Source organism: Psychrobacter sp. P2G3, from assembly GCF_001593285.1.
Classification (GTDB): Bacteria; Pseudomonadota; Gammaproteobacteria; order Pseudomonadales; family Moraxellaceae; genus Psychrobacter.
Genome location: NZ_CP012529.1, coordinates 489,156 through 515,720, shown reverse-complemented (window position 1 = coordinate 515,720; position 26,565 = coordinate 489,156). Strand labels below are relative to the sequence as shown.

The window sequence follows — 26,565 nt, the reverse complement described above, 5'->3', positions numbered from 1 at the left end:
ATTTAATCTACCTGCAATACCGCTAAGAAGGCTTCTTGTGGAATCTCCACATTACCAACTTGCTTCATACGTTTTTTACCAGCTTTTTGCTTAGATAGCAGCTTTTTCTTACGCGAGACATCACCGCCATAACATTTGGCTAATACATCTTTACGCATGGCTTTAACCGTACTACGTCCAATTATTTGGCCGCCGATAGCGGCTTGAATGGCCACATCAAACATCTGCCGTGGAATAAGCTCTTTCATCTTGGTAACCAGCGCATTACCGCGATAACGAGATTGTGTTTCGTGCACAATCATGGCTAAAGCGTCAACTTTTTCACCGTTGATAAGTACGTCAACTTTAACCAATTTATCGACTTGATAACGCTCAAAGTTATAATCAAGTGACGCAAATCCGCGCGAGACTGACTTTAGGCGATCAAAGAAATCCATCACCACCTCACCCATCGGAATATCAAATATCAGCTGAACTTGTCTGCCCATAAAGCGCATATCAACCTGTACACCGCGGCGCTCAATACACAAAGTCATAACGTTACCGAGATAATCCTGCGGCACTAAAATCTGACAACGGGCAATCGGCTCACGGAACTCTTCGATATTATTCGGTTCAGGCAATCTTGATGGATTATCAACATAGATGATGCTGCCATCTTTTTTTACAATCTCATAGATAACTGACGGCGCAGTGGTGATAAGATCCAAGTCATACTCACGCTCTAGGCGCTCTTGGATAATCTCCATATGCAGCATACCTAAGAAGCCACAACGGAAACCAAAGCCCAACGCATCAGAAGTATCTGGCTCAAAAAATAGCGACGCATCATTAATTTGCAACTTCTGTAGTGCTTCACGAAACTTTTCAAAGTCAGTAGATTCAACAGGGAACATACCAGCATAGACTTGCGGCGTAATCTGTTTAAATCCAGGGATACGATCAACGTCAGGTGTCTTAGAATGCGTAATGGTATCACCGACTGGTGCACCAGCAATATCCTTGATACCAGCGATAATAAAGCCTACTTCACCAGCTTCTAAAATCCCTGTATCTAAAGGTTTAGGCGTAAACACGCCAATAGAGCTGACTGGATGAGCCTCTTTGGTCGATTTAATATAAATTTTATCGCCTTTTTTAACAGTACCTTGACGGACACGTACTAACGAGACAACGCCTAAATAGCTATCAAACCATGAATCAATAATTAATGCTTGTAATGGTGCTTCACGATCACCTGTTGGCGGTGGAATAAACTCAACCAACGCTTCAAGTAGTTTATCAACACCAAGACCAGATTTTGCTGATACTCGCGGCGCATCTACCGCGTCAATACCAATAATATCTTCAATCTCTTGGATAACGCGCTCAGGCTCAACTTGTGGTAAGTCAATCTTATTCAAGACTGCCATCACTTCCAAGCCTTGATCAACGGCAGTATAGCAGTTGGCAACAGACTGGGCTTCCACGCCCTGCGCCGCATCTACAACCAATAACGCACCTTCACAGGCAGCTAATGAACGCGAAACTTCGTATGAAAAATCAACGTGGCCGGGGGTATCAATAAAGTTAAGCTGATAGCGCTCACCATTTGGATGGTCATAAAATAAGGTGACCGATTGTGCTTTGATAGTAATCCCACGCTCGCGCTCAATATCCATGGAGTCGAGTACTTGCGCCTGCATTTCACGATCTTGCAAGGCACCGCACATCTGAATAAAGCGATCGGCAAGCGTCGACTTGCCGTGATCAATGTGGGCAATGATAGAAAAGTTACGAATATTGGCTAATGCAGTCACAAAGCGCCTACTAAATAAAAGGTGATTGGATAACCGCTACTGAACAAAAATACTTGAACAAACGGTACTTGAACAACAGTGGAAAAATAACGGTTATTAGATATTATTGCGATAATAATTTTGGAAATAAGATTTAAAAAATAAAAACTAGTGGTGTCAATTGTGGTAACTAAAGCGTATTTAAAAAGAGCTAAGTTAATAACATTTATTATTAAAGCCACTGTTCATGACGCTTGATGATATACACAGACATGTGAGCGTATTCTAGCAGTTTTCCACTGTAAAGTAAGGCGATTTTATTGGTAAGGATTTGATTCGTAGCTAAAATTGACGACTGACTGGAGCTAATAGTTATAGAAAGCTTTAAATTAAAGGTTTATAACTCAAAGATTTATAACTCTAAAATAGTTACTGCAAGATATCGACAGATATTTACTGACTATGGCTGCTGAACTATTTAGCAGTATCAGACATTATGCCTGTGGTCTCTGACTGCGGTAAGTACTTATACATCCATGGCGATTTACCGTAAAACGCCCCGTTGATTTGAGTTTGCTCAATCAGATACTCACGGAATCTTAGATAGAACTCATTATCTGGATGTGTAGGCTGCTGCCAAAATTGCGCAAGTGTCTTAGGATCTGTGAGCTTAGGGGTATCGTAGATGGCTCGTCCCATCACTTTGGTAGGTTTTTTATGGTACACCGACTGCAGACCCGTTGTACTATTGATAGTCACCATACCGATACTATGCTTCATAAGTGTTGGCAAGTGCATATCACAACCATAAAACACTCTTGATTTAACTTGATAACGTGCTGCTAGGCTTGCCACCAACTCACGATAATCACGGTGACCACGATCTAACGGATGATGCTTAAATACCAGTATCTGCGTTGTGTCAGCATATTCTGCAAAACTAGCGATCACCTCGTCAATGAACTGCACCACATCACGGTAACCACTATGATGAGTAATTTGCGAGTCATTATGTACCTGCAAGCTAACCAAGAAATAGTTGTTGTCTGCTTGGGTGATTAGCTGCTTTTGTAGCTTTTTATCGGGTAGATAACCACATAGCTTACGCCAAGGTGCTTTTAGCCAAGCTATCGCTTCTTGCCATGCTGTCATCCCGCGATAATGGGAATAATGCGGATAGCGCGATTTATATAGTCTAGTAATAATGTAATAAACAATGGCGGCGATACTCAATCGATAAAAGCGATTATGCGTATACAGTGGTTTATCATTGGCTTTTTTGAGTGCCTTAATATCCGCTATATTTAAGCGCGAATAACCATTGATGCCGTGCTCTTGCAGGGTAATATAATCAGGACGTAAATAGCCTTCTTCAAATACAAAAAAGGATATGCCTAGTTTTTCACTTAAGCAGGCAGCCTGTGTATGATGAGGACGACAATCACCAAAACAGACAATCGCATCAATACCATGTTCGACAATAAAAGCTTGTAGCCAAGATGAGAACTGCGCCAAAGTACCTGTATATTCGTGAGCATTAGAATGGCGATAAAAAAATGCATCACCGGCATTAAAGTTAATTTTGCTCACTTCAATATCTTGAGTTTGCAAAAACGTAGCAAAACGGCTAAAAAACCCGCCCATCTTTCCTTGTAGCAGCAAGACGTGTCGATGAGTAAGCAATTGATGCATCGAAGCTGCCATAAGAGTACGTACCATTGATTAGAGAATGAAGGAATAAGCTAGGCAATTGAAAAAATTATTTAATAGTAGCTAGTTTGCACACAAATTATACCGAAAAAAATCATACTTGTCGTAACCGATTTATTTTGACATAAATTAATGAGAAATATTGCGTAGGCGCTGTTGCCATTTATGACGCTGCTGCATAAAGCGCGTGGCAGTACGATGTTTAAGATGAGCAGTTACTTCTGATAGTTCGGACAATTTCGCTGATGAACTATTGGTTGCACTGGCTATACTACTATGTTGTTTAATTTGCAAAGTCTCTGCATTCTTATTAGGCGGATATAAATAGTCAATTACTTGTTCTACTTGAGCAAGCCCATGGCCTTTAGGCAGGCGATATAGTGGATAACGTATGAGTGCACAATGCAACAGTTGCTCAAGTGATAACGTGGTGTCTCGTTTGCGCCTATGTAGATAGTCAGATTTTGGCGATAACTGTGCATCAATATCGTTCGTTAAGCCCCAACCTGCATAAAACGGCAAACCGTAACAAGTGACTTTTAAACCACGCAATAGAGCCTCAAAGCCCGTTAACGAACTGATCGTATGTACCTCATCAATACACTCTAAACAATCAGGCATCGCTGTATCATAAGCGACCGCTTGCACCTGCCGTAAGCACTCTGCCTCGACTCTGCCTGTACGCAGTCCTGCTTCCACATCTGGATGGGGTTTGTAAATTAAATAAGCATCAGGATTGTCTCGTCGTACACGCTTAATCAAATCTCGATTGGTCTTAATGTCTGAACCACAATACTGAACCGATAAATCATCTTCTACTTGCCCAACGATAAGTAAGCGCGGTTTACCAGATACCTTTGCATCCTGTATCCATAATGGAAGCTGATTATCAATAACAGTGAGATTAACACCAACATTATACTTACTAACTCGCTGCGTAAGCAGTTTGGCTTGAAGCGCCTGTACTCGTGCATTTTGCTGTGGACTTAACGCCTCACAGTTACATAATAATATCTCTAAATCCGACGGCTGAGTCGCATCATAGTAGATACCTTGCTTATCTATCACAACCGACAAGGGTGCTAACAATGTGGCACCCAAGCCATTTGAACGGATAAAACCATCTTCCATACAATAAATAGTTGGCATGTCCGACATTGGCTGTTTCGCAAGTTTGCTCTGTAATTTTTTTTGAATTTGTTGCCGTTTAGCTAAGCCCCAGACTAATAGTGGCTGCTGGTAATTGACTGTAAAATGATCTGGATGTAGCAAGTTTTTCAGACGCGGTTTGGGTTTAATAAATAATGTCGTGCGCGGTAGATTAACAAAGGCCCTCACAAAAGGTAGCTTCCAGCGACTGAACTCATATACCGTCAAACTGCCTTCGAGGCGTGCTTGCCAATATCGATTGGTCACTAACCATTCAATCGCGGTATCAATGTCACAAGCTTGCTTGGTTGCTGGATCTACATAATGACTATAGTCAATATAGGCGCTATAGAATAATGCCTCTAACGTAGCATTGAGTGTACTATTAGCTGCTATAGAAGATTGTTTGTTACGCAAGTTACGCAGTCGCTGAGTGATTTTCAATCGTTTAGTAGATTGCTTAGATAATGACGCTGGCTGCGATAGTTTTAATGACTCTTCAACCGCCGGCAATGTTGCTGCAAATGCTAGACGGCGCTGTTTGACTGATTTGAGTAAAATTTTTGGCGCACCACTATCATCGGTAAGCCCCCAACCACTATACCAATTAACCCCAAAGCAATGCACCTTTTTGCATAGCATTAATGCTTCAAAGCCCATATGTGAGCTGACCGTATAGACATCACTTACTTGCTCTAGTAATCCAATAGGATTAAGTGCTTGAGTCAATATTTGGACGTTTTTGGGTAATTTTAGGCTGGTAAGGTATCCTGACTTTGCGGCAGGATGAGCCTTTATCCAAATGTGAGCATCGGGATGATTGCGACAAGCAGCTTTTAGCATTCGCTTAAACTGGTTTTTATCCGCACCAGCACCTTTGATGGAGGCATCGCCAGCGACTTGATCAATCAATAACACATGCGATTTTAACGAGTCTTGTTCTACGTGACCGTTTTCTTCAGCAATCAGTTTATCTAATGACGGACAAGTAATCACAGCATTATATTTACTTAGTTTCTCTTCGCAAATACGTGTCATCAACTGCAGAGCATGTTTTTTATCTAAGACATTGCTATCAGCGTTAGAGCATTCTTTGGCACGCGCAACGATTAATTGCTCAAGGCGTGAGGTTTGCATTAAATCAAAGTAAATACCCACATCATCGACAACTACGCTTAATCCATGACGACTGCTAATACCAGAATCTAATGAGCGTAAAAAGCCATCTTCGATACTTAAAGTCGTCAGCTGTTGACGATCAGCAGACTTTTTGGCTCGTTGATAGCTCTTTTTATGACCCCATCCAATAAAAGCATCAGGTGTCTCAAGATCCGAATTAAGCTGCTGCTGTAAACCTGACCATGGATACCAGCGCTGAATGTTCGCTTGTAGCACCTGAGATAACAGTACGTTGTTGCGACGCATGCCTTTGCCAATTACTGCTAGATTATTCGGTAGCTGGCGTTGAGCGGTCAAAAAACGTAGCGCATCATTAGAGGTAGAAGTTACCACCAACTTGCCTTCACATGCTACGTTTTTTGCCATTTTTGATATCCTTTTTGATTATTTCTGCCTCAATTCATAAATCTAGCATCAATAGTTATAAGTCTAAAATAACTTTAGCCGCGACTGCCAATTGATAAACAATCTGTGAGATTCCGCGTGTAATTTCTACGCGTTTGGTTTTGACCTTTGGTAAGACCATAATTTCATCACCTTGCTGAATACGATAAGCAGTATTGACCACTTCGTTTGCACCATTTTGATGAATAATCAGAATCTCTTTAGTGTCGGCATTATCCCCAAAGCCTCCTGAATTAGCAATATAATCGCCAACCGTAAAGTCTGGGTTAAAGGTCAACGCACCTTGTGCTCGCACTTGACCGTTGACGGTAATCACTGATGTTTGCGCAGGTATCTCAATGATATCGCCTTGCTGGAGAATAATATCCTGCCAAGAGTTTGGTACGACCACTATTCGACCATCAGTCTTTACACTACGTGCTTTAGCCACGAATTGTTTAACTAAATTGGCATCATCTTGACGTAGCGCTGCCTCTTCACGCGTCGTTGATTGAGTAGCCAGCGTTAATTCTTCTAAGCGATCAAGCGACTCATTAATCATGCGTTTTTGCTGCTCAGCCACTGATTGACGGTAAATAGTCAAATGGGTCAGCTTCGCTAACGGGCTCGGTTGTAATTTTGGCACGATATCTTTCAGGCGTGCGCCGTAAGGTACGACCATTGCACCATTACCAGTATGAGCGCCTTTGACTTGTACCGCGATAGTACCTGCATAACGGTCTGAGGTCACTACCATCTGATCGCCATTATAGACAGGAACGTTTTGGGCGTCAGCAAGTGAATAATACTCTGCCGTCTGCGCGCGTCCTGCACTACGAGTAATACTAACGTTGGTGGCATTCGCTGCGGGACTGGCAACTTGCAATACGTCACCAATGGTCAAGTCATTGACATCAAACTCAAAAGTATATTCGTTCTGAACTTGCCCGCCAACTACAAACGTCTTTTTCTGCGGTGCAACAGTAATCACATCACCATCTCGGAATGAAAATGACTGTAGCTTACCTGCTAATAGAAAATCATACAGGTTAACTTGCTGTAGCAACTGACCATTACGCTTTATCTGAATATCGATATAGCTACCACGGGTTGGATCAACACCGCCTGCCCGATCTAAATATGACAATACTGAATCTGCTGCAAGCCCGCCATAATAACCTGGTTGCTTGACGAAACCTGTCACAAATACTTTAACCGGTTGCGCTTGCTCTAGTGAGGCATAGACGCCAACGTTTGAGCGGTAAATACGATTGACAGCACTTTTAACTACGTTTTGTAGGTTACCGTTCTGTATACCGGAGACACGAACTGGACCGATATTAGGTAAGAAGATATTGCCTTGTGGATCGACTGTCATCGTTGAGGCGTATTGATAGGCACCCCACATGCGTACCTGTACATTATCACCAGGATTAATCGAATAGCTGTCGTTAAAGGTAGAGCCCGAAGTCGTTGAAAATGCACCACGGAACAGCTGCTCACCAAACATCAAGTCTTTAGTATTGATATCTTGATAAGGGCGCGTCGTATTGATAACCGACTGACTAGGCAAGCTTGCTGAGTTAACCGCCTCTTGCGTCGCTCCTTGTCCTAGAACACCACCAGCAAAAGCTTGGGTTGAGACATTAATATTATTGCGATTTTGATCTTGGCTCGCGTTATTAGCGCTGGTACCAAAGCTAGAACCTGCTATTTGATCTGCGTAACTGCTCGCTGCTAGCGCTGGAACGCTGGTTGCAGCCATCGTTAAACTTAATACTTTAATCATCGTCACGATAGGACGTGGTTTCATGTTCATGAGCTGTATTCCTTTGCTGATCTGTCGATCATTACTAATATCTGGTTTATCCAATCGTTCACGATTATCAAGTGTATTAAGCTTTTAGCACTCTACGGTGTAAATAACCAATAGATGTGATTATAAAGAAGTCATAATCAAACTAGCTGCGATGGTCACGCACAACGGCCATTACTAAACGCACGAAGCCATAAAACATTAATAGTAGTGCCAGCGATGTCCAGATGATATAAAGACGGCGTGGATATAACGCTTCTTCAGCTTCATAAGGAGTCGAAATCACAATCAAATTTTTCATTTTTCTAAAGGCTTCTAAGCGCGACTTTTCAAGTGAAGACAGTGACAACTTATATAGCTCAGTAGCGAACTCAACATCAGCTTTTATACTCTCAAACTGTACAGCTTGACGGTTCAATTTGGTCGTATTTGGTGAAGTTAGCTTGGTTTGCTCTTGACTGATTTGTTCTTCAACCGCTTTGATTTGGCTTCTTAACGACACTACTTGCGGCGCATCAGGATTTAGATAGCTAAGCAGTTGGCGCTCTTCAGTCCGTAGTGAACTAAGTTGCCCTTGCAAACTACCGATCAGCTGGTTAACAATTTGCGCATTGGCTTGCGGATCGTAAATCTCATTTTCATTTTGGTAGTTAAGTAATTGTTCTTTCGCTTCATTTAAACGATCTTGTGATTCATCCAATTGAGTTTCAGCAAATATTAGCTGATCACGAGCGACTTCTTGTGAAATACGGTTAACGAACTGCTCAGACTCACCCAAGATAGCTTTGTTAAGCTCAAAAGCATAATCTGAATCAAAAGCTTCTGTCGATACTGAGAGTACATAGCTTTGCTCATCGAGATCGATATGCACACGTTTTTTAAAGTATTCTAGTAAATCCTCTTGCGAGGCGTCAGGGTCTATCTCATAGATAGGATCTGAGCCATCTACATAATAAGCTTCACGGAACTTAAACTTATTATCAAGACGTTTGACCATATCATTTGACAAGATATATTCAGTCAAATAAGTGGCATCTTCTTTACTGGTGCTGTTTACCCCTAACAATGCCGATAAACCACCACCAGAAGGCACACTAGCATCACTAACTTGCTTTACCACCACGTCAGCAGTTGAAATAAAGCGCGGATGAGCAAGTGTCATGACATAATAAATCACCAGCACCCAAGGGAGGATCACCAAGCCGATAAACAGCAAGAAGTCAATAATCTTATTTTTTCGCTTTGTGGACATGCTCTTCATATACCTCAATCGCTTCTTTTGTATCCTCAAACACGTGTGCTGTTTGATCCATTAACACAATACCAATATCACAGTTTCGCTTAATATCACCAATATTATGTGACACTATTAGAAATCCTGCTTGCGCACGGCGAGCCGCTAAAATATCTTCACTACGCTTACGAAAAGCAGCATCACCAACAGCGCCCGCTTCATCAAGCATATAATAATCAAAATCAAACGCTAGGCTTAAACCAAAAGTGAGGCGAGATTTCATGCCCGATGAGTAGCTTTTGACCGGCATATCAAAGTAATTACCGATATCAGCAAACTCTTCAACGAAACGAATCTTTTCATCAATATAAGGTCCGCTTGAGTACAGACGACAGACAAAACGTACATTTTGCCGTCCCGTCAAGCTACCCTGAAAGCCACCTGCCACGCCAACTGGCCACGAGATCGTTGAGTTGGTGATAATTTCGCCATGATCTGGCTCATCAAGTCCGCATATAATACGTAGCAGCGTTGATTTACCAGCACCATTACGGCCTAGCAAACCGACACTTTGTTTATCACCAATGGTCAGATTTAGATCTTTAAATAAATAATGCCGACCTTGCTTGGTCATAAACGATTTAGAAACGTTCTTAATTTCAATCATTTACTTACCATACTTTTACTTACCATACCTTGTTATTTAATATATCTGAAAACTAATCACTATAAATGGATTGGTAGTCCTTCAAACCTTCTATTTTGAACGTATTAAATCTCTTTCCACTGCTTTATACATTAATAGACCTAGGAAATTAACAGCTACTGTCCACTTTAAAAAATAACTCATATCGATATGATATGCAGGATAATTGGGCGCGAGTGAGTGCCTCATGAGTTCAATATTATGGATAAAAGGATTATAGAGCAGGTAGCTAAAATAAGGTTCAGGAATGATATGAATAGAATAAATAATACCAGAAGCAAAATATAAAATAGTGAAAATCAAACTGATAATTTTACTAATCTCACCACCATAATAGCCGATAACCATCATAATCATCGCTAGACCAAAGCCAAATAAAAATAAGGTCAGCCAGCAAAATAACACCACGTCTAAATGCGCAAGACTAATAGGAATATCGATAAATGCCAGTACGAGCAACAGAAGTACAAAGGTAAAAAAGTAAATCACTAACTCTAAGAATGAGCGCGCAATAATAACGTCAATATGACGGACTGAGCGGTACATTAAGAGACCTTGATTGGCTTCTACTGCCCCTAATGATCGTGTTGCTATCGTACTCATCATACGAAACGGTACTAAGCCTGCCACCAAAAACAGCATGTAGTCCATCCCTGGGAGCACACGCGTCATAATAGTACCAAAAATAACTAAATAAATAGCAACTTGGAATATGATTTCTAAGGGTGCCCACAGATAACCTAATCGATAACCACCAAAGCGCGTTTGTAGCTCACGCATGAGCAAAGCGTGGAATGCAGCACCCATGACTTTCAGGCCACTGCGATGCTTAATAGGACGATAAGGAGGCAATTGTACGGACATGGCGTTACAGGACTTCACTAAAAACAGCCCCTATGATAAGTAAGAGGGACTTAAGTTACAAGAATTAATCTGTGAGTAAGCAGATAAAGCTATGATTTAGCAAGAAATAGGCAGGTAAACGGAATAGGTAGCAATCGTTTGTCAGTCTTATATCATTGCTATGCACGTTATCTAGCAGTTTATTTTAGGCAAAAAAAAACCAACCACAAAGGATTGGAGTTTTTAATAAAACGAGCTACTGCAATATAAATGGTGGCGATGAAGAGACTTGAACTCTTGACCTCACGATTATGAGTCATGCGCTCTAACCAGCTGAGCTACATCGCCATTTTAGGCTCGGTATTATGCCGATACAGGTGACTAACGTCAACCCCTAAACAGCATTTTTTTGCAAAAAATATGAATTTTATTCAAATTAACTGCAATTATTAATACTACTACCAAAAAACGAACAATAAAAATGTTGGTAAACCGATAAGCCGGGTTCTGTCGTGGACAATCATTCCTCTAGGCGTACAATCGCTCGTACGCTCAAGCAACCTACCCGCATCGAACGCGGGCCGCGCCATGCCGATGCCTATTTGGTCTTGCTACGCGTGGAGTTTACCATGCCGTGAACTGTTGCCAGCCACGCGGTGCGCTCTTACCGCACCCTTTCACCCTTACCGATGATATCTAGGATACCAAAGGCGGTCTACTCTCTGCTGCACTGGTCGTCAAGTTACCCTGCCCAGCCGTTAGCTGGCACGCTGCCCTATGTAGCCCGGACTTTCCTCCCCTGCTCATCTGTTGCCAGTGTGCAGCGGCGATTGCCTAGTCTACCAAGCGCGCTAGTATAGCAAATCTAATGACAATATAGGAATGTCTTTTGGGTTTATTTGCACTTTTATAATAATACTGTCAAAAAATCACTCAAATAAAGCCCTGTGGTAAAGTCCAATCATTATCTCTCAGTGATATTTTAGTATCAGACACTGCTATGTTTCTTAAGTAAGGCAACTGTAGCCAATGCGTGGTTGGATACCTTTGACTGAGATGCTGTTGTAGAAAATCAATGGTGCTGTTCGCAATCTCGGTATCCGTATTATCAGTAACGTCATGAATATGATTATAAATGACGCTATGAATTTGTAGACCACGCGATTTTATTGCTTCCAAACTAAGTAAAGTATGATTGATACTACCAAGCCGTCCCGAAGTCACTAAAACAATAGGATAGCCTTGAGCTGCAATATAATCTAAGGTTAATAATTGCTCAGTTACTGGCACTAATAACCCGCCAGCCCCTTCTAATAGCACTACCTCATAATCTGCTTGCAGGCTTTTTGTAGCACCAGTAATAACATCAGGATTGAGCGTTTGCCCTGCTAATCTGCTAGCTAAATGCGGTGAAGCAGGTTTTGGATAACGATAAGGGCAAGTTGTAAAATCCAAATCGCATGGCTGTAGTGGAATAGCCATTAATTGACGATGAATAATAATATCGTCAGCAACACTCATTTCACCATTGTTTGAATTTATTGCCACCCCCGTTTGCACAAGCTTTTGGGTCATGACACTGATGCCTTGCTGCATTAGCGCTTTAGCAATCATTCCGGTAGCATAAGTTTTACCAATATCGGTATCAATGCCGGATATAAATAGAACACTCATCGTTTACCTTATAAAAATAGCTTAATTTTATAACTTAATTTTATAACTTGGTTTTTGCGTATGCTTAATTTCATTGAGCCAGTTTTGAGGTTTCAAGATAGCTTGTCACTACCTTTAACAATGCTTGGCATAAGACCTCAAGTTCACTATCAGTGATAATATAAGGGGGCATGATATAGACCAATTTACCAAAGGGTCTGACCCAAATACCTTGAGCTAATAGCAGCGTTTGAAAGATAGGCATGTCAACGGCCTCATACAGCTCAATGACTGCTACCGCTCCCAAACAGCGCACTTCTTTGACACCGTCTAACCTTGCGGCTGGGGCAAGCTGTTGCTCCATCATCGTTTGCATCTTTGCGGTACGATGAGGAATGTCGTAAGACAATATCAAGTCAATCGAAGCACAGGCAACTGCACAGGCTAGCGGGTTCCCCATAAAAGTAGGGCCATGCATCAGTGCTGGATAATCACTATCATGAATGGTATCAGCAATTTTTCGGGTACATAGGGTAGCGGCAAAAGTCATGTAGCCGCCTGTAAGCGCCTTACCAATGGTCATAATATCAGGGCTAATATCAGCATGCTCACAGGCAAATAATTTGCCGCTACGGCCAAAACCGGTCGCAATCTCATCAGCTATCAGCACCACATCATGCTCATCGCAAAGCTGACGCAACAGTTGCAAATACTCAGGGCTATAAAAGCGCATACCACCTGCGCCTTGAATAATGGGCTCAATAATAAAACCTGCTAACTTTGAACCATACTCTACAAAAAATGTGGTCAATACTGCGCGCTCAGACTCTGTTAACGCTCGTCCAAACCCTAAAGGCGGCGCAGGTACAAAGTGCTGCATCGGCAGTTGCTTTCCATACAAGCTGTGCATCCCTGCTACCGGATCACAGACACTCATCGCATGCCAAGTATCACCATAATAACCAGAATGGGTTGAGGCAAATTGTTGCTTGGTTGGGCGTTTTGCAGCAATCTGATATTGCAGGGCCATTTTAAGCGCGACTTCTACTGCGATGCTACCACTATCAGCGTAGAAGATAGCATCCAGCCCAGCAGGGACGATAGAGAGAATTTTTTTGCCTAAGTCTATCGCTGGCTGGTGAGTCAAGCCTCCAAACATTACATGCGCCATTTTACCCAATTGCTTGGTAAGTGCTTCATTCAGTTTAGGGTGATTGTAGCCATGAACGCTTGCCCACCATGATGACATGCCATCGATAAGGCGCGTGCCATCTTCGGTAATGATATAAATACCCTCGGCACGATCAATAATGATATTCGGATAAGTAGGTGGCAGGCTGGCATATGGGTGCCAGAGGTGCTGCTGATCAAAGTCGCTGGTAGCAGTATTGACAGTCATAGTACGCTCTCAAACGACAGGAATTTGCTTTCAAAAAAACATATTGCAAGTTGAATATCCGTATTCGTCATATTATTCCTAGTTTTTAGAATTTTTATCCATTGATAGCGTAATCTGCAACGTATTATTGACCAGTAATGCGTTTGTATTTGGACAATAAATCGCTTTCAGTTTCGACATGGTTAGGGTCATGAGGAATACAGTCAACAGGACAAATTACCACGCATTGTGGTTCATCAAAATGACCAACACATTCAGTGCACAAATCAGGGTCGATAACATAAATATCGTCCCCTTCTGAGATAGCCTCGTTCGGGCAGGCAGGCTCACATACGTCACAATTGATACATTCATCAGTGATTAATAATGCCATGATCTGCTCCTCGCTCTACTGGCAGCCGATATTGTTCGGCGGTGTCAGTGAGTGCTTATTTTATTTAACGTTTAACTTTTGCGTAAAGGCTTGCGAGACGCAAGGGGGAACGAATTTGGTGACATCACCGCCAAGTTTGGCAATTTCACGAATCATCGTCGATGAGATAAACGAATAGTTCTGAGATGGGGTCAAAAATACTGCTTCAAAGTTTTCATCGAGCTCACGGTTCATATTAGCCAATTGAAACTCATATTCAAAATCCGACATCGCTCGCAGGCCACGCAATACGGCAGTAGCGTTTTTTTCACGCATAAAGTCCACAAGCAAACCTTCAAAGCCGATCACTGATACTTGCGGTAAATCAGCAAATACCGTTTCGACCAACGCTACGCGTTCCTCAAAATCAAATAAAGGCTTTTTATGATGTCCTGAGGCCACCGCAATCACCACTTCATCGAACAGCTTAGTTGCTCGCGTCACTAAGTCCACATGACCATTGGTAATGGGATCAAAGGTACCTGGGTATAGAATTTTGGTATGCAATTTTGAAGAAGTAGCAGGATGGCTCATAGCATGGCTAATATAGTCGGTAATGTTACGCTATATGCTAGCAAATTTTGTCCAAACTTAATACTTATCTGCTACATTTGTCCTAACAGTTGACTTACATTTTTGTTAGGCGCTTTGCTACAATAGTCGGTTCGACTCATCCCTTCTAGCATGCCTAGTATAACAAACCAGCATGACAAAAAAGACAACTTCTATTAAAGGGGTAGGATGAGGAATAGTTAGACAAGGACAATATATACAAACTATGCATATAGAAGTCCTTATGGAGAAATTATGTCAAAAAAATCAAGAAAACCTGACAATCAAATTGCCAGCAATAAAAAGGCTCGGCATGAGTATTTTATTGAAGAGACATTTGAAGCAGGGTTAGCATTACAAGGCTGGGAAGTTAAGGCTATTCGTGCCGGTAAAATGACCATTACCGAAGCTTATATTATCTTTCGTAATAATGAGGCGTTTATTTTTGGCGCGCATATTCAGCCGCTGCTTTCAAGCTCAACGCATGTCAGCCCTGATAGCATACGTACCCGTAAGCTGCTGCTGAATCGCCGCGAAATCGAAAAGCTCATGGGCGCGGTCAATCAAAAAGGCTATGCTTGCGTGCCATTATCTTGCTACTGGAAAAACTCACTAGTGAAATGCCAGATTGCACTTGCTCTAGGTAAAAAACAGCATGATAAACGTAAAACCCTAAAAGACCGCGATTGGGAACGTGATAAGCAGCGCGGCTTTAAACAGCATTTAGACTAAATCTAATTGGATTAGAACTAAGCAGTTAAATTCATTATTTTAGTCTATAACGAAAACGGACGACTCAACATTAAGCTGAGTCGTCCGTTTTTTATTTATCTATTATTTTATAAAAATATTATTGATGACTATTCTTAGGCTACTTGCTCTGTTATCGAAGACTGCATATTTTTACGAGCTCGGTGCAGCTGGCGAATACCATGAACAATCAAACAAGCAATCCCTAACCAAATCAAACCGTAGCTATAGATCATCGCTGATTCAAATGGATTGCCCAATACTGTGACCGCTAAAACAAACAATAGCGCAGGTTCTAAGTAACTCATCATGCCATAGACATTCACTGGCAGCATTTGGCTGGCATCAACGTTGGTTTTCATGGCTAAAACACTAAGTACGCCCAACCCTACTAGCATCATGATAAAAAATCCAGACCCGCTAACGAGCATTAGACTACTCGGTGCAATAAAGAATAAGTAAGCCATTGCAAATGGAGCAAAAATGGTTAAATCAACTAGTAGTCCAGTGACTGCGCCAATGCCCTGCATGCGACGTAAAATATAATAGATAGGATAAGTGCCGCAGACCCAAAGCGTTGCCCAAGAAACGCTTTGGGTTCTTACAATCTCACTGCCCACGCCTAATGCAGCAAAAGCAACGGCTAACCACTGTAAACGGCTGAGCTTTTCGCCAAATAAGACGCAACCAAATATCACCATCATCAGTGGAAATAAGAAATAGCCCATCGCGGTTTGTACGCCCTGCCCATTAACCGGTGCCCACATAAATAGCCAAAACTGACTCAAAAATATCGGTGTTGGCAATAGTAACCACGCCCATTGCTTTGCGGTTCTAAGTGTCTTTAATTTATCAAAATGTGAACCTAAGCGACCGCTAATGAGGAGATACCCTATTAATGCGCCCCACATTGCCAGCATACGCCAGATAAATACTTGCGTACCTGATAACGGTGCTAAAAAACTGCTATACGCATAAAGCACGCCAAATAAAAGGTTTGATAATACAGCCAGCGCCACACCCATTATTAATGTACGTTGCTGAACGCTTCCCGCTGTCCACATCGTAGGCAATGGCAAGCGCGAAACAGTGGTTGTGAGTGTATTTGCGAATACGTTAGATAGCATTGAGATAGACATAGTCAGCACCGTAAATTTGAATAGACGTTTGAGAAGTCAGCTATTAGCTTTTGTTTTTCACTGCTAAGCTCTGTTCGATACCATCTATTTTACTAAGACACTGCGAAATATTATCTCTATATAAATTTAATTTTGAATTTATATATCAAAAATCCGCTTTAAAATTGGATTATTTATCAATTTTTAATCTATAGTGATATTAATTTCTATAAGAGTTAATACGATGAGTGAAACTTTAGATGATATTGATAAAGCCATTTTAAACTTGCTACAGGACGATGCGACGCTACCATTAAAAGCTGTTTCAGAACGTGTCCATGTGTCTATCGCTACTGCTCAACGCCGTATTCAAGCATTGATAAATAATGGTGTTATTACCAAGCAAGTTGCTATCGTCGATCCCAATAAAGTCGGTTACGGGCTTACCGCGGTAGTAATGATAGAGATGGCGCGCTCTAATACCTCTATGCAACATCGGTTTGAGCGCTTGATGAATACGCAGCCACAAGTCATGAGCTGCTATGAAGTATCGGGCGATGCAGATTTTATGCTGATGGTCAATGCCAGAAACATGCAAGACTATCATCAGTTTACGACTGGTTTGCTCACTTATGAGAATAATGTACGCAACTTTAAAAGCCAGTTTGTGATGAATTTTACGAAGAGTGGGACGAAAATTTTGTTGGATTAGCGCGAATGAGATTATTGTATTTATAAAATTTCTAGTAGCCCTTTGATTTTTAACATGCCTGAAAGTCGGCAAGTTGTGAACTTTCCTTTGTACTTTCTTTTATATCAATAGATTATCTCACGCTATCAATAACTTATCCCTACCTGAGGCGAATTCATGTTAAGATGAGCGGTTTTCGAAGGTATGGGAAAATCCCTCTATTTATCTTCAAAAATTCTTAACGATACACAGCCACATTCTTAGCCAACAGGTCCGCTCATGTCTGCCGATACCATCGCCCGCACCGCCTTTAAGCAAGGCACCAAACCTCTTTACGACTACGACAAACACTGGGCGAGCTGCTACGAGCCTGCGCCTTATCTACCCATGAGCCGCAAAGAGATGGACGATTTGGGCTGGGATGCCTGTGATGTCATTATCATTTCAGGTGATGCGTATGTCGATCATCCAAGCTTTGGTATGGCGATTATCGGTCGTCTATTAGAAGCACAAGGCTTTCGTGTCGGTATCATTGCTCAGCCAGATTGGAAGAGCAAAGACGCCTTTATGGAGCTTGGCAAACCGGTCTACGCTTACGGCGTGACCGCTGGCAACATGGACAGCATGATCAACCGCTACACTGCCGATCGCAAGATTCGTAGCGATGACGCTTATTCACCCGGTAACGTGGCGGACAAGCGCCCTGACCGTGCCGCTATTGTTTATAGCCAGCGCTGCCGTGAAGCCTATCCTGATGTGCCGATTATTTTAGGCGGTATCGAAGGCAGCCTGCGCCGTATCGCTCATTATGACTATTGGTCGGATAAGGTTCGTCGTAGTATTTTGCTGGATGCCCGTGCTGACGTTTTATTGTATGGTAATGCTGAACGCGCCATCGTCGATGTGGTACATGGTCTGTCAAAAGGCTATAGCTTTGAGCAAATGAGTAGTTTGCGTGGTACGGCTTATCTACTAACACCGACACGTCGTCATTGGCAAGCGGGCATGACCGAGGTCGCCAGTAATGATGTCGATACCGTCGGCCGTGTTGATCCGATTATCAATCCGTATGTCATGACCGAAGACGTTGATAGCTGCAAAATTGAGCAAGAGAAGCCAGCTGACTCACCAGTTGGGCAAGCCATGACAGGCATGTCGGCACAGTATCAGGGTTTCGTCGCAGAGCCAGTCACCAATAAAATCATCAATGCCGATCAAGTTGACGAAGAGACTCAAGTAGTGCAGATGCGCGGCTTTGATACTACCCTTAATGACAAGCCGATGACGGCGCGTAAGTATAAGATCAAAATGCCGCCACGTGAGCAAACCGTCATTCGCCTGCCTGATTATGAGCATGTCAAATCTGACCCAGTCTTGTATGCGCATGCCAGCCGTATTTTGCATCTGGAGACCAACCCAGGAAACGCTCGTGCGCTGGTGCAACGTCATAGTAGCGGTGCTGGTAATTCACACACCTCAATTGACGTTTGGCTCAATCCACCACCGATTCCGCTATCGACCGAAGAGATGGATTACGTCTTTGACTTACCGTATGCGCGCCTGCCACACCCAAGTTATGGCGATGCACGCATCCCTGCTTATGACATGATTAAGTTTTCGGTCAATATCATGCGCGGCTGTTTTGGTGGTTGTACTTTTTGCTCGATTACTGAGCACGAAGGCCGTATTATTCAAAACCGCTCAGAAGAGTCTATCCTACGTGAAGTAGAGGCGATTCGTGATACCGCGCCGAACTTTACTGGGGTGATATCCGACCTTGGTGGCCCGACTGCCAATATGTATCGTCTAAACTGTAAAGATGAAACGATTGAAAAGCATTGCCGTAAGCCGTCATGCGTCTATCCTGATGTCTGTGAAAACTTGATTACTGATCACAGTAGTTTGACCAAGCTATATCGTAAAGCGCGCGATATCAAAGGCGTGAAAAAAATCCTTATCGCTTCTGGTTTACGTTATGACTTGGCGGTTAAAGACCCTGAATACGTCAAAGAATTGGTCAGCCATCATGTCGGTGGTTACCTCAAAATCGCCCCTGAGCATTCAGAAGAAGGCGTGCTATCGAAGATGATGAAGCCTGGCATGGGCAGCTACGATAAATTTAAAGCCATGTTTGAGCAGTACAGCCAAGAGGCTGGCAAAGAGCAATATCTGATTCCTTACTTTATCGCCGCGCATCCGGGCACCAAAGATGAAGACATGATGAACCTTGCGCTTTGGCTAAAAAGTCACGGCTACCGTGCTGACCAAGTTCAGGCGTTTTATCCTAGCCCGATGGCGACGGCGACCACCATGTATCATACCCATAAAGACCCGCTACATAAGATCAGCCGTACTGAGGGTGATATGGATATCGTCAAGTCTGGGAAGCAGCGTAAACTGCACAAAGCCTTCTTGCGCTTCCATGATCCAAAAAACTGGGTACTTTTACGTAAAGCATTACAAGATATGGGTCGTAGTGATTTGATTGGTAAAAACCGTGGCTGCCTAATTCCGCCATTTAATGCCAGTTTGGAAGGTCGCGATGCCGCACAAGACAGCTACCAATCAGCGCGCAAAAAGAACAGCCGCCTTGGTAATGACTCAGTGAAGCGTAGCAATGGCTCAGCCAATAATAATGCAGCTAGTAAGAATACCAAAAAGAATGTGAGTAAAGGTAATTTCCAAACGCAGCATACTGGTTTACCACCGCGCAAAACTAAGTAGTATTGATAAGTAGTTTAAGTAACACAAAACGATGGGCTGAACCTTATCAGCCCATCTAAGTAAGACAATAAAAAGCGCACATCGGCTCTCAAGTCGATGTGCGCTTTTTTATTTGAACTAATTTATTGCATTCGTCTATTATCTAACTTTAGGCTTTTAAGAACTCCCTAAATTAATAGTTACATTAGTCAGCCGTTAAGTAACGAAACTCACAGCTAGCAAACAATTTCTAACATTTCTCAGGCTTCGTTTTGGTTACCATATGCGTCATATGCTTAACGCATTGTTAAATACAAATAAACGATATGACTTGATGCTTTTGGAGAGAACCATGAATACCTTAACTAAGATTGCTACTGCCTTACCTGCCCTTGCTCTACTTAGTGCTTGTGCTACTACCGCGCCAACGCCTACTGCGCCAAACACTCCTACGACTCCAACAACGCCAAGTACTACTACTCCTGCTTCAGAAAGCGTAACCAATGCTGCCTATGATCGCATGGCGCCAGCTCCTTATACTTGTACTGATGACAGCCAAATCCTTGCAAAACAATCTATTAATAAAAAACAAGTAATGTTGACTGCTACGCTACCTAAAGTAAACTGGTCACAACAACCAATTATCTTGAATGGCGGCGTAGAAGGCGATACGGCAAGCTATGTAAATGAGTCAAACCCAGAAGTTGTCTATGCATGGCATATGAAAGGCGATAAAGGTATCTTAGCGATGAAATGGGCTGATGGTAAAGAATACCAAGTAAACTGCCAAGTGGGTAGATAGTAATTCCATTTTAATCATTCATTAATAATGATAAATCTATACTTTTTTAACCTTAGCATTAGCATTAGTATAAGCAGTCATCGAAAGATGGCTGTTTTTTTTATGCGTCTAGTCCATAAAACATATAGTCAGTTCGAAATAAAATCGATACGTAAATAGCGACATGCTGCTGGGGCAAATTTTTTGCAGCCTCTGTCACGCTTGCGAACAGCACGCAAGAAAAATTTACCCCAGTAGCACTGTATCAGTTTTAAAGTGAACCAACTATACCTGTCTTGCCGATATTTCTATAACAATCGCTCGTTTGCTGCATTTTGCTAGAGAAGCATAACGAAAGCTGTCAAAATAGCGCCTATATAAAAATTCATGACTAATGATAAAGAGGATACGTCGATGACGAAGCGTCTAATGAGTATGATAATAATCGCTACCGCAAGTATGTGGGCGCTAACAGGCTGCGACAACAGTGCTGATACTGCTAGTAAAGTCTCTGAAGATGCGGTAACAACATCAGGCTCATCGACGACAGCAAAAACCATCGACTGGTCAGTAATGTCAAGTGGCGAATCAGCTGCTAACCTCGCTGACTACAACTATCCGTTTGAGCTCGATAGCCAATCTGTACAGTCATATGCTAATTACTTCAAAGTAGATAATGCCACTGCCCAGCATAATTTGACAATAAGTATGGCAAGTAACGAAGCACTGTCAAAGGTGCTCGATCAGCTCAGTGATAGCTATACTTCTCATGAGCTAACCGATGGCAAAGATATGAAGCTTATTATTCATACTACGCCCGATGTCGCTGCCAGTAGCTATGATTATGTGTTAGCTGATGACTTTGCTAAAGGGCTGGTGTTGCCTATCGTGATTCAGCCGGATGGGGTGAAGGGTGAGGTTGAGGTGCATGGAGAGGTGGCGGAGTAGAAGGCTAGATGTGTCTTGAAAATTACTAGCGTGGGTTGGATGTAACCCATGCTACATTTAACTTTAGATGAAAGCAGTAGTTGAAATACCTCATTTCTACTATCATTTTTTAATTTGGAATCTCAGATATAGTCTTTTTTAATAGTTTTTTGAACTCATCGTAGCAATTTCTCGCCTCTTTAAACTCTTCGACATTTGCGTCAAATAATTGATTTCTATTTAGTGGCTCTGTTCCACCGTAGCTATAGACAACTGAAGTTTTATCTTCGACCTCTACTTTTGAAAAACTACCATCTGTGTTTTTCTGCATTCTTGTCGTCTTTTCAATTGTTCTAGCAATAGGAGATACAGTACCCGCTGTTATTCTCGGTGCAATCGAATGACTGCTCAAGTTTCTATAGTTTTGAGTTAATTGCCTTTGATACTGATCGTTATTTAACCCTTGTAATTTATCTAAAAAATTTTTATGGTTGCAGAAGGATAAAATTCCTTCTAATATTTCTTCCTTGTTTTTTCGACTAGGATAATTATGGATTAGTTTGTTATCTGATGCACGTATACGTGGGTCATAACGATGTTTCTCGATTTTATCATCATATTTATCGTGGGTAGCTAATCTTATTTGATGAAAGTTCTCAATACCAACGTTGATAAAAGTATCCTTGATTCTGCTAGGCACGAACAAGCACTTATCAATAATTAATTTTAAGAACTCACTTTCAAGCTTCCATTCTTTTTGTCTATCCTCATTGTAGGACTCTAACACTGTGTTCCACGCATACCAACGATGAAGTAGATTATTCCATTCATTGATAACATTGGTAACCTCTCTTAAGTCAGCTTCTATCATCTCATTACCAAAAATACCTATATTTTTATCATTAATGAAATCAAATTCATATTTCAAATAAGATAGGCTGGGTTTCAAGTCTCCACATAAATAAATTTGCAAATATTCTTCATAAGCAGTTTTTAATAGTTCAGCGTACTTTATTTGACCTTCTAACATAATAACTCCTCATTTGGTGGGTCACGCATTCGCTAACCTACCTTACACTGCTAAATTATTTTTCAACGGTGCGCGAGGCACCCCCTACACTTTTATATGCAAGATTTATGCTTTTGCGCGAGTGAGGACGGAAGTAGCAAAACACTGCTACGCTCGTCCACAACACTTAAACTATGCGCGAGGGACGAGCGCCGAGTGCATCATTAAAGATAGACAACTCATGACCTGCATATTTGCCAACTGTTAAAGCAAGCGATGCTGAGGCCATGCTTTTGTCTTTTGCTCTTCATCAAATTCAGCTTGCAAATGGTGCGCTGAGCGCACCCTACCGCCAACATTTAGCCTTCAATTAATTTTAAGAACTCTTCCTCACCCACTATCTTAACGCCAAGCTTTTCTGCCTTGGTTAGCTTAGAGCCTGCCTTATCACCAGCTAACAGCGCAGTGGTTTTTGCCGAGATACTATCTGAGACTTTTGCACCTAGTGCTTGCAATTTGGCCTTCGCTTCATCACGTGCCATGCTATCGAGTGCGCCTGTAATTACCCACGTTTGACCATCGAGTGGTTGATCAGCCGATGCGGTTTGCTCGACCTTATCCCAATGCACGCCTGCTTCTCGTAACGCGGTAATGACTTCGATATTATGCGGTGCGCGGAAGAATTCATGCGCCAGCTCAGCGGTGATAGCGCCAACGTCAGGCGTTTGTAGTAGCGTATCAATATCTGCTGCCATTAAACTATCTAGATCACCAAACTGCTGGGCGAGATTTTGCGCCGTGCCTTCACCCACACCGCGAATACCGAGTGCATAGATAAAGCGTGCAAGCGTGGTATGTTTGCTAGCTTCGATAGCGCTGATGATATTTTGTACAGATTTTTCGCCCAACTTTTCAAGGGTAATAAGTTCTTGTTGATGGTTATGCAATTGATAAATATCAGCGACAGTTTTGATGAGTCCATGCTTAAAGAAGCTAATGAGCCAGCTTGCGCCTAAACCATCGATATCCATCGCCCGACGCGAGACAAAATGAATGAGTGCTTCTTGCTGCTGCGCTGGACAAAATAGACCGCCAGTACAACGCGCTAAGGCTTCATCTTCGGGCAGTAAGACCGGAGAGTCGCATACTGGGCAGGTAGACGGTAGTTTAACTGGTTCAGAGTCTTCTGGACGCTGATCATGCCAGACACGCGTGACTTTTGGGATGACATCGCCAGCGCGATGCACGCTAACCATATCACCTGCGCGCACGTCTAAGCGCTGAATCTCACCAAAATTATGCAAGGTAACACTGCTGACGGTGACGCCGCCGACTTTTACTGGCTCAAGCTTACCGACTGGCGTGATTTGTCCAGTACGTCCGACTTGCCATTCGATAGCGTGCAGGCGGGTCATGACGGTCTGGGCGGGGAATTTATATGCGGTTGCCCAGCGCGGCTCGCGAGATAGAAACCCAAGCTGCTGTTGCAATGCCAAGCTATTGACCTTAATCACCATACCGTCAATTTCAAACGGTAGATCATCACGCGTTTCAATCACCGATTCATAGTAGGCTTGTGCCTCGCGTGGATTTTGCACGACCTCGACCGCGCTGACCGTAAAGCCAATGTCTTTTAACCATGCTAGCGCAGCTGATTGAGTATTGATATTTTCAGGTAGACCTTGATTGACTGAATAGCAATAAAATGCGAGCGGACGACTTGCTGCCACACTGGGATCAAGCTGACGCAAGCTACCAGCAGCGGCATTACGAGGATTGGCAAAGGTCTTTTCTTCTTTCTCTTCTGCTAGGCGGTTTAGACGCTCAAAGCCTGCTTTAGGCATCAGCACTTCACCGCGTACTTCTAACAGCTCAATATCAGCGGCATCAGCTAGCCAGAGTGGCAAGTTACGAATGGTTTTGGCGTTTTGAGTGATATCTTCACCCGTTTGCCCATCACCGCGTGTGACCGCTTGGACAAATTTGCCATTTGCATATTTTAATGAGACCGCCAAGCCATCAAGCTTTAACTCCATCTCGTATTCAGGGTTTTGCTGAGCGTCATTGAGACGATCATTAACGCGGCGCATAAAATCGCGCAACCCATCATATTCGAACACATTACCAAGCGATAACATAGGAATGTCATGGGTCACTTGGGTAAAAGCGGATAGCGGCGTATCACCGACTTGATTGATGGGGCTGTCCGGCTGTACCAAATTTGGATATTCTTCCTCAAGCTCAAGCAAAGAGCGACGCAATTGATCGTATTCGCTGTCCTCTAAAATAGGATTGTCGAGCACATAATAAGCATAATTATGTTTCTTGATGGCGTCAATAAGCGAGCGTATCTGCGCGATGGTATCAGTATGTTCGTCAGACAAAGTAGGCTTTTGCGAAGTTGTTTTTTGATTGGTTTCGGTAGGGGCAGCGGTTGGTAAGATAGGGTCAGTCATAGTCAGCGTCTTTGCAATTCAAGATGCCGATATGATAACAAGTTTGTAGGATGCTCGGATATCATTTTATAGGCAATCAGGACAATGGAAAACCGAAAAAGGCAAATAACGTCAATCGCTATTTGCCTTTTAAGTTATTGCTAGTAATGCTTTTAACTTTTGTCTTTATTAAACTTCATAGTCGCGTACTTGATTGCGTAACTGCTGCTTATATTCAGGCGTGATCGGCTCATTACTTTCATCAAGCATCATCGCATTGAGGTCATCGGCCATCATATAAGCAATACTCATCATACTATCGAAGCTGCGTAGCGCTTGTGGATGCGGCAGAGATAAAAATACGACCACACCGTTGTAAGTATTGGTCGCCACGCTATGCGGATCGAACGGTGCGATACCACTATCTGTAATACCCATCATGCTGAACCAAAGCATGCCAGTGCCGTCTTTTTGCTCATAGCGATGGAACATATTCATCGCCCCAAAGCGCAAACCATATTTATCAATTAAAGCCAATAAATCACGACCACGAATAATTTCTACAGGACGATCACGATACTGGCGCGGCAAGATAGTAATATTGATATTGTCTTTAGCATTGATGAGTGGACCGTTTTGCGCTTGGTCAACTGGCTCTAAGAGGTGCTGATCAAGTATCGGGCTGTTGTCATCAAAGCTTGGCTCTTCGGCCGTATCAATCACTGGCATCAAGCTATCCGTCGCTGACATAAGGCTAGAAAACGCATCTGGCTCATACTCATTATCACCCTGCATTTCACTAGCAACTTCTACAAACTCAGCATTGTCAGCGCGCTGTTGCTCGTCCTGCCAGCGTACATAGTCCTCGTTGTTTTCTGCACTTTCATCAATTGCGGTATCACCACGACCCTGTGTCAATTGTGCATCGACATTGGTATGAGTCTCAGTTAAAGGTTCATCTTCGATCACCGCATTTAGATAATCACGATCAGGAGCGATGGTGGTTTCACCAGCGACCGTATCGTCCAAGTCTGGCTGATCGACAATATTACGCTCGTGGCGCGGTATAATTGGGATACCATTTTTATCATAATTGACTGCCGCAATCTCCGCGCTATTACGACGCTTAAAGCTACGAATGACCATAAACAGGCCTGCAAGCACGATAAATGCAGCAATGGCAATCAATACAAACTGAATAGCGGTCATGAGAAATATATCCTAATAACTATGATAAAAGGGAATACATAAGAGGGAATAAATGGCAATAGTCTAGCATGGCTGACTAACCTCGTCACCATATAGTAATCGTTTATAGTCAGCCTGACATAGTTGC

General features: G+C 42.6%; 20 protein-coding genes, 1 tRNA gene and 1 other RNA gene. 5 read left to right on the top strand and 17 right to left on the bottom strand.

What is annotated here, in order from left to right; all coding sequences use genetic code 11:
* Positions 1–2: 2 nt before the first annotated feature.
* From lepA to coaD, 13 genes are all read right to left on the bottom strand, one after another.
* Positions 3–1,799 (bottom strand): translation elongation factor 4, encoded by a 1,797-nt coding sequence (lepA, locus tag AK823_RS02160; RefSeq protein ID WP_068034341.1) that lies wholly within the window; start codon positions 1,797–1,799, stop codon positions 3–5.
* A 453-nt stretch (positions 1,800–2,252) separates the two neighbouring features.
* Positions 2,253–3,482 (bottom strand): capsular biosynthesis protein, encoded by a 1,230-nt coding sequence (locus AK823_RS02155; protein ID WP_068325856.1) that lies wholly within the window; start codon positions 3,480–3,482, stop codon positions 2,253–2,255.
* Positions 3,483–3,617: 135 nt separating this feature from the next.
* The gene (locus AK823_RS02150; protein WP_068325854.1) at positions 3,618–6,182 is read right to left on the bottom strand and encodes a capsular polysaccharide biosynthesis protein; all 2,565 of its coding nucleotides are present in this window, start codon (positions 6,180–6,182) and stop codon (positions 3,618–3,620) included.
* A gap of 55 nt (positions 6,183–6,237) precedes the next feature.
* Positions 6,238–8,019 (bottom strand): polysaccharide biosynthesis/export family protein, encoded by a 1,782-nt coding sequence (locus tag AK823_RS02145; RefSeq protein WP_068325851.1) that lies wholly within the window; start codon positions 8,017–8,019, stop codon positions 6,238–6,240.
* 142 nt (positions 8,020–8,161) lie between these two features.
* Positions 8,162–9,268, bottom strand: coding sequence for a capsule biosynthesis protein (locus AK823_RS02140; RefSeq protein ID WP_227514101.1), 1,107 nt, complete (start codon positions 9,266–9,268; stop codon positions 8,162–8,164).
* Positions 9,246–9,917, bottom strand: coding sequence for an ABC transporter ATP-binding protein (locus tag AK823_RS02135; protein WP_068034331.1), 672 nt, complete (start codon positions 9,915–9,917; stop codon positions 9,246–9,248). The genes AK823_RS02140 and AK823_RS02135 overlap by 23 nt, the downstream gene beginning before the upstream one ends.
* 90 nt (positions 9,918–10,007) lie before the next feature.
* On the bottom strand, positions 10,008–10,820 hold the full coding sequence (locus tag AK823_RS02130; protein ID WP_068325849.1) for an ABC transporter permease: 813 nt from the start codon (positions 10,818–10,820) through the stop codon (positions 10,008–10,010).
* A 250-nt stretch (positions 10,821–11,070) separates the two neighbouring features.
* Positions 11,071–11,147, bottom strand: a tRNA-Met gene (locus AK823_RS02125).
* 132 nt (positions 11,148–11,279) lie between these two features.
* Positions 11,280–11,645, bottom strand: an RNA gene (gene rnpB / locus AK823_RS02120) — RNase P RNA component class A.
* A gap of 87 nt (positions 11,646–11,732) precedes the next feature.
* Complete coding sequence (gene bioD / locus AK823_RS02115) at positions 11,733–12,473, bottom strand: dethiobiotin synthase (protein ID WP_068325847.1); 741 nt, start codon at positions 12,471–12,473, stop codon at positions 11,733–11,735.
* A gap of 70 nt (positions 12,474–12,543) precedes the next feature.
* The gene (gene bioA / locus AK823_RS02110; protein WP_068325845.1) at positions 12,544–13,851 is read right to left on the bottom strand and encodes an adenosylmethionine--8-amino-7-oxononanoate transaminase; all 1,308 of its coding nucleotides are present in this window, start codon (positions 13,849–13,851) and stop codon (positions 12,544–12,546) included.
* Positions 13,852–13,975: 124 nt separating this feature from the next.
* Positions 13,976–14,224 (bottom strand): YfhL family 4Fe-4S dicluster ferredoxin, encoded by a 249-nt coding sequence (locus AK823_RS02105; protein WP_021814308.1) that lies wholly within the window; start codon positions 14,222–14,224, stop codon positions 13,976–13,978.
* 60 nt (positions 14,225–14,284) lie between these two features.
* On the bottom strand, positions 14,285–14,797 hold the full coding sequence (gene coaD / locus AK823_RS02100) for a pantetheine-phosphate adenylyltransferase (protein ID WP_068034323.1): 513 nt from the start codon (positions 14,795–14,797) through the stop codon (positions 14,285–14,287).
* A 273-nt stretch (positions 14,798–15,070) separates the two neighbouring features.
* On the opposite strand from coaD, the gene smpB reads away from it, so the two are divergent.
* Positions 15,071–15,547 (top strand): SsrA-binding protein SmpB, encoded by a 477-nt coding sequence (smpB, locus tag AK823_RS02095; RefSeq protein ID WP_068034322.1) that lies wholly within the window; start codon positions 15,071–15,073, stop codon positions 15,545–15,547.
* 134 nt (positions 15,548–15,681) lie between these two features.
* On the opposite strand, the gene rarD is transcribed toward smpB, so the two are convergent.
* A complete protein-coding gene (gene rarD, locus AK823_RS02090; RefSeq protein WP_068330071.1) occupies positions 15,682–16,692 on the bottom strand; it encodes an EamA family transporter RarD in 1,011 nt (336 codons plus the stop codon).
* A 235-nt stretch (positions 16,693–16,927) separates the two neighbouring features.
* Between rarD and AK823_RS02085 the strand changes: the two genes are divergently transcribed.
* The 4 genes from AK823_RS02085 to AK823_RS02070 all read left to right on the top strand — a co-directional run bounded on the left by AK823_RS02085 (position 16,928) and on the right by AK823_RS02070 (position 21,806).
* Positions 16,928–17,395 (top strand): Lrp/AsnC family transcriptional regulator, encoded by a 468-nt coding sequence (locus tag AK823_RS02085; protein WP_068034319.1) that lies wholly within the window; start codon positions 16,928–16,930, stop codon positions 17,393–17,395.
* Positions 17,396–17,653: 258 nt separating this feature from the next.
* The gene (locus tag AK823_RS02080; protein ID WP_068325831.1) at positions 17,654–20,098 is read left to right on the top strand and encodes a YgiQ family radical SAM protein; all 2,445 of its coding nucleotides are present in this window, start codon (positions 17,654–17,656) and stop codon (positions 20,096–20,098) included.
* 331 nt (positions 20,099–20,429) lie between these two features.
* Positions 20,430–20,879 (top strand): hypothetical protein, encoded by a 450-nt coding sequence (locus AK823_RS02075; protein WP_068034314.1) that lies wholly within the window; start codon positions 20,430–20,432, stop codon positions 20,877–20,879.
* 393 nt (positions 20,880–21,272) lie between these two features.
* Complete coding sequence (locus AK823_RS02070; protein ID WP_068325829.1) at positions 21,273–21,806, top strand: hypothetical protein; 534 nt, start codon at positions 21,273–21,275, stop codon at positions 21,804–21,806.
* 109 nt (positions 21,807–21,915) lie between these two features.
* On the opposite strand, the gene AK823_RS02065 is transcribed toward AK823_RS02070, so the two are convergent.
* The 3 genes from AK823_RS02065 to AK823_RS02055 form a co-directional block, all read right to left on the bottom strand.
* Positions 21,916–22,815, bottom strand: coding sequence for a hypothetical protein (locus AK823_RS02065; RefSeq protein ID WP_068325827.1), 900 nt, complete (start codon positions 22,813–22,815; stop codon positions 21,916–21,918).
* A gap of 338 nt (positions 22,816–23,153) precedes the next feature.
* Complete coding sequence (gene ligA, locus AK823_RS02060; RefSeq protein WP_068325826.1) at positions 23,154–25,250, bottom strand: NAD-dependent DNA ligase LigA; 2,097 nt, start codon at positions 25,248–25,250, stop codon at positions 23,154–23,156.
* Between the two features lie 168 nt (positions 25,251–25,418).
* The gene (locus tag AK823_RS02055) at positions 25,419–26,438 is read right to left on the bottom strand and encodes a cell division protein ZipA C-terminal FtsZ-binding domain-containing protein (RefSeq protein WP_068034307.1); all 1,020 of its coding nucleotides are present in this window, start codon (positions 26,436–26,438) and stop codon (positions 25,419–25,421) included.
* Positions 26,439–26,565: the final 127 nt, after the last annotated feature.